Source organism: Streptomyces sp. NRRL WC-3549, from assembly GCF_000721935.1.
In the GTDB taxonomy this organism is placed as follows: domain Bacteria; phylum Actinomycetota; class Actinomycetes; order Streptomycetales; family Streptomycetaceae; genus Streptomyces.
Window position 1 is genome coordinate 9,952 of record NZ_KL585456.1, and the last position, 4,916, is coordinate 14,867.

At 73.1% G+C, this 4,916-nt stretch carries 5 protein-coding genes and 1 pseudogene; 5 read left to right on the top strand and 1 reads right to left on the bottom strand.

What is annotated here, in order from left to right; genetic code table 11:
• Positions 1 to 659 precede the first annotated feature (659 nt).
• Positions 660 to 974, top strand: coding sequence for an SCO0607 family lipoprotein (locus tag IH13_RS0135710; protein WP_031091237.1), 315 nt, complete (start codon positions 660 to 662; stop codon positions 972 to 974).
• A 27-nt stretch (positions 975 to 1,001) separates the two neighbouring features.
• Here the strand turns inward: IH13_RS0135710 and IH13_RS0135715 are convergent, their stop codons facing one another.
• Entirely contained in the window at positions 1,002 to 2,120 is a 1,119-nt protein-coding gene (locus IH13_RS0135715) for a ferritin-like domain-containing protein (RefSeq protein WP_031091239.1), read from the bottom strand.
• A 176-nt stretch (positions 2,121 to 2,296) separates the two neighbouring features.
• On the opposite strand from IH13_RS0135715, the gene IH13_RS0135720 reads away from it, so the two are divergent.
• The 4 genes and pseudogenes from IH13_RS0135720 to IH13_RS41830 form a co-directional block, all read left to right on the top strand.
• Positions 2,297 to 3,232, top strand: coding sequence for an AurF N-oxygenase family protein (locus tag IH13_RS0135720; protein WP_031091241.1), 936 nt, complete (start codon positions 2,297 to 2,299; stop codon positions 3,230 to 3,232).
• Positions 3,233 to 3,315: 83 nt separating this feature from the next.
• A complete protein-coding gene (locus tag IH13_RS0135725) occupies positions 3,316 to 4,077 on the top strand; it encodes a TetR/AcrR family transcriptional regulator (RefSeq protein WP_031091243.1) in 762 nt (253 codons plus the stop codon).
• A 76-nt stretch (positions 4,078 to 4,153) separates the two neighbouring features.
• The gene (locus IH13_RS0135730; protein WP_031091245.1) at positions 4,154 to 4,429 is read left to right on the top strand and encodes a hypothetical protein; all 276 of its coding nucleotides are present in this window, start codon (positions 4,154 to 4,156) and stop codon (positions 4,427 to 4,429) included.
• An 82-nt stretch (positions 4,430 to 4,511) separates the two neighbouring features.
• A pseudogene (locus tag IH13_RS41830) lies at positions 4,512 to 4,916 on the top strand (serine/threonine protein kinase); the annotation flags it as partial.

Here is a 4,916-nt window from a genome sequence, read left to right on the forward strand (position 1 = left end):
ACGGTGCGGGCTGCTGCTGCGGGAAGCTAGGCGGGGGCCGCCGGGGGCTGCCGCCCGTACGGGCTCTGCGGAGGCTGGGGCTGCCCGTACGGGCCCGGGGGCGGCTGTGGCGGCGGCGTGGTCATGCCCTGGACGGTACGTCACCGGCGAGGGGGGCGCGTACGGCGCACGGACGATCGGTACCGGGTCGAGGGCGACGCCCCGTCAGCTCAGCGGTTCACGCCTGCGCGGCCACTCCGCGGGCGCCCGGCCGACCCCGGTGGCCGCGCCGACGACTCCCCCGGCGATGGCACAGGTCGTGTCCACGTCCCGAAGCCCTCGGCCGTCGCCCACCGGGCCGCCTCCAGGTCCCCGGGGTGGCGCGCGGCGGTCCACAGCGCGAACGGCACGGTGTCGTCGGCCCGGATGCGCCGCCCGTTGCCCAGGAGGTCGGCCGCCTTCCACGGTTCCGTGCCGAACGGCACCCCGGCGGCGCAGCAGCCCCTCGTGCACGAGCCCGTCGGGGTGCGCGCACACCGCCTTTCCGTACGCCGGGGACCCGGCCGCCGGCGTGCGCGGCCGAGTCGGTGCGCGTGGGGAGCTGAGTACGGGAACTCATGGCCCGTGCCGCCGGGGCGCGGCAGGCTGGGAACACCGACCGAACCCCAGGGAGCCCGACCATGAGCAGGACCCGCCCACTTCGCCGCCCGTCCCGCACCACGGCGGGCCTCGCCGCCGCCGTCACCGCCCTCGCGCTGTTCACCGGGGCCTGCTCGCTCGACGAGGCGGTGTGCGGCGGCGGTGAGTACCCGGTGCTGACCGTGGGCGGTGGCGGCGGTGCCTGCGTCCCGGACGACGAGGAGCCGCCGAAGGGCTGGGCCCGCTATCCCGAGGGGAAGGTCCCCAAGCACGTGGGGGACGAGTGGGACGTCTACTGGGAGACCCACGCCCTCGACGAGAACGGCAGGACGGTCGAGCTCCCGGAAGGGGAGTGACCGTCCCCCCGCCCCGCCCGGCGGCGGTCAGCCGTCCCCCGGGACCGTCCCGCCCTGGGTGATCGCCTCGGTGACCTCCGCCACCCGGGCCCGCTCCTCGGCGGCGAAGCGGTCCCGGTCCAGCTGTTCGGCGATCTCCTCGTCCTGGGCCATCAGCAGGTCCAGGTTGGAGTCGCCCAGTTCGAAGACGCCCATGTCGACGTAGGCCTTCTGGAGCCGCTCGCCCCACAGCCCTATGTCCTTGACGCAGGGGACGATCCGGCTGAACAGCAGCTTGCGGAACAGCTGGAGGTACTCGGAGTGCTCGGAGAGGTCCTTGGCCTCCTTCTTGCCGATGCCGAAGTTCTCCAGCACCTCGACCCCGCTGAGCCGGTCGCGCATCAGGTGGCAGCCCTCGATCACGAACTCCTCGCGCTCACGCAGTTCCGCGTCGCCGAGCTGCCGGTAGTAGTCGCGCAGGGCCATCCGCCCGAAGGCCACGTGACGGGCCTCGTCCTGCATGACGTAGGCGAGGATCTGCTTGGGCAGCGGCCGCGTCGTGGTGTCGCGGATCATGCCGAACGCGGCGAGCGCCAGGCCCTCGATGAGGACCTGCATGCCGAGGTAGGGCATGTCCCAGCGGGAGTCGCGCAGGGTGTCGCCGAGCAGGCCCTGGAGGTTGTCGTTGACCGGGTAGAGCATCCCCACCTTCTCGTGGAGGAAGCGTGCGTAGATCTCCGCGTGCCGGGCCTCGTCCATCGCCTGGGTCGCGGAGTAGAACTTGGCGTCCAGGTCGGGGACCGCCTCGGTGATCCGGGCCGCGCAGACCATCGCCCCCTGCTCACCGTGGAGGAACTGGCTGAACTGCCAGGCGGTGTAGTGCTTGCGCAGTTCGCCGCGGTCGCGGGCGGTCATCTTCGCCCAGTGCGGGGTGCCGTAGAGCGTCAGCGCCTCGTCGGGGGTGCCCAGCGGGTCGTCGGGGTCGACCTCCAGACTCCAGTCGATGCGCTTGTTGCCGTCCCACTGCTTGTCCTTGCCCTTCTGGTAGAGGGCGAGGAGGCGTTCGCGGCCGTCGTCGTACTCCCAGCTGAAACGGGCGGCTCCGGTCGCGGGTACCTGCCACGAGGGGGAGGCGGGCGGGGTGGTGTAGAGGTCGTGTGTGGACACGGACAGCTCCTTCGCCTGGCGAGGATCGTATTTCCGTGGTGCTGACGTCCGTTGGCAGGTTCACACGGTGGTAGACGCGCGGTCAACAAGTCGCGCACAGGGGATTGACTCGCTTGCTGACAGGCAGTCTCATAAAGTATGACCGCCGGTAACCCATGCGCGAGGGGCCTTCTGCCATGACGACAGTGACCGAACAGGACGTCCAGGCACTGCGCGACGCTCTCGGCCCGCTCAGGGATCGCGAGCAGGTCGCGCTGCGGCTGCTGGAGGCCTCGGCCAAGCACTCCTTCGACCCGGACACCGAGCTCGACTGGGACGCGGGCGTCGAGGAGGGCAAGTGGTTCTGGCCGCCCGAGCTGGTCTCCCTCTACGACACCCCGCTCTGGCGCGGGATGTCCGAGGAGCAGCGGATGGACCTCGCCCGGCACGAGGCCGCGTCGCTGGCCTCGCTGGGCATCTGGTTCGAGATCATCCTGATGCAGCTGCTCGTCCGGCACATCTACGACAAGCCCGTGACCAGCAATCACGTCCGGTACGCCCTCACCGAGATAGCGGACGAGTGCCGGCACTCGATGATGTTCGGCCGCATGATCCAGTGGGGCGGCGCCCCCACCTACCCGGTGCCCCGCGCCTACCACAACGCGGCGCGCGTCCTGAAGACCGTCTCCACCACGCCCGGTTCGTTCGCCGCCACGCTCCTGGGCGAGGAGATCCTCGACTGGATGCAGCGCCTCACGTTCCCCGACGAGCGGGTCCAGACCCTGGTCCGCGGGGTGACGCGCATCCACGTCGTCGAGGAGGCCCGCCATGTGCGCTACGCACGTGAGGAGTTGCGCCGCCAGATGGTGACGGCACCGGCGTGGGAGCGGCGGATGACCCGGCTGAGCTGCGGGCAGGCGGCCCGCGTCTTCTCCATCTGCTTCGTCAACCCGCAGGTGTACGAGGACGTCGGCCTGGACCGCCGCGAGGCGGTCGCCCAGGTGAAGGCGAGCGGCCACCGGGCCGAGGTGATGCAGACGGGCGCCAAGCGGCTCACCGACTTCTTCGACGACATCGGGGTGCTGAACGGCGTGGGGCGCAGGCTGTGGAAGAGCTCGGGCCTGCTGGCCTGAGCGCGCGCTCCGGCTGCGCGGGAGACCGCTCACGACGGCCTGACCCGCTCTCCGCCGCGCACCGGGTCGTTAGTCTTCGGGGTATGACCTCCGTCCCCGCCGCACCGCCGGTCCGTGCCTACCGAAGGCTCGGTGTCGAGGAGCGCCGGGCGCAGCTCCTCGCCGCCGCGCTCACCCTCTTCGCCCACCGGGCGCCGGACGACGTGTCGATCGACGAGGTGGCCGTGGCGGCGGGGGTCTCCCGGCCGCTGGTCTACCGCTACTTCCCCGGCGGGCGGCAGCAGTTGTACGAGGCGGCGCTCGGTTCGGCCGCGGAGCAGCTCACCCTGTGCTTCGCCGAACCGGCGGCCGGGCCGCCCACCGAGCGGGTGAGCCGGGTCCTGGACCGCTACCTCGGCTTCGTCGACCAGCACGACGCGGGGTTCAGCGCGTTGCTGCGCGGCGGCAGCGTCGTCGAGACCTCGCGTACGTCGGCGATCGTGGACGGCGTACGCCGGGCCGCGGCGGAGCAGATCCTGCTCCACCTCGGGCGCGGCACCGGTCCGGGCCAGGAGCCCGCCGGGCCCCGGCTGCGGATGATGGTGCGGACCTGGATCGCGGCGGTCGAGGCGGCGTCGCTGATCTGGCTGGACGAGGGGAAGCAGCCCGCGGCCGGTGATCTGCGCGGCTGGCTGGTCGACCACCTGATCGCCCTGCTCGCGGTGACCGCGGCCTCGGACGGCGAGACCGCGTCCGTGGTGGCGGAGCTGCTGGACCAGGAGAGCGCCGACGGACCGGCCGCGCGGCTGGCCGCGCTGGTGGTTCCGGTGGCCGGGCACGCGGCGCACCTGCTTCCGCCGGCCTGACGCCCCGGGGCCGCGCGGCCGGGCACGGTCCGGCAGCCGCGCGGCCGGGCACGCCGGTCTGCGCCAGACTGGGCGGGTGAGAAGCGAGAACACCCCCTTCACCGGCGGGCCCCTGGACGGCCGGGTCCTGCCCGTGCTCGTGGGACCGACCGGTCATCCGCCCAAGTGGTACGAGGTCCCGGTGCCCGCCGCCGACGGGGGCCCCGCCACCGTGTACGCCTACCGGCGCGCCCCCGCGGGCTATTCGAAGCGGCTCGGGCTCCAGCGCGGCTGGGTGTACGAGTACGTCCCCGAGGGCCGCGAGCGCCGGAGCCCCAAGTGGCCCTGGACGAAGCCGGACCGCGGCGCCTGAGCGGTGGATCCCTCGCAGCGGGGCTCGCCCCCCTAAGATCGGCGGTCAGGTGCCGAGGGCACGGTCACGAGGGGGGTGCGCCATGGAGGCGCTGCGTCAGGACGATCCACGCCGCTTCGGCCCGTACACGGCCCTGGCCCGCTTCCGTGAGACCCCTGGCACCGTCCAGTACCTCGCCCGCGACGCGGACGGCGACGGCCGTGTCGTGGTGACCGCCGCCCGGCCGGAGCTCGCCGCGCTGCCCGCCTTCCGCCGCCGGTTCCAGGCCGAGGCCCGTATCCCGGCCTGTGGACGGCCACGGCGTACGTGCCCGCGGTGACGCTCGCCGAGGCCATCGCGCTCGCCGGCCCGCTGCCGGAGCGGGCCGTACGGATACTGGGCGCGGGTCTCGCCGGGACGCTCTCCCGGGTGCACGCCACCGGGACGGTGCTCCAGGGCCTCGCGCCGGGGACGGTGCTGCTGGCCGAGGACGGGCCGCGGCTGACGG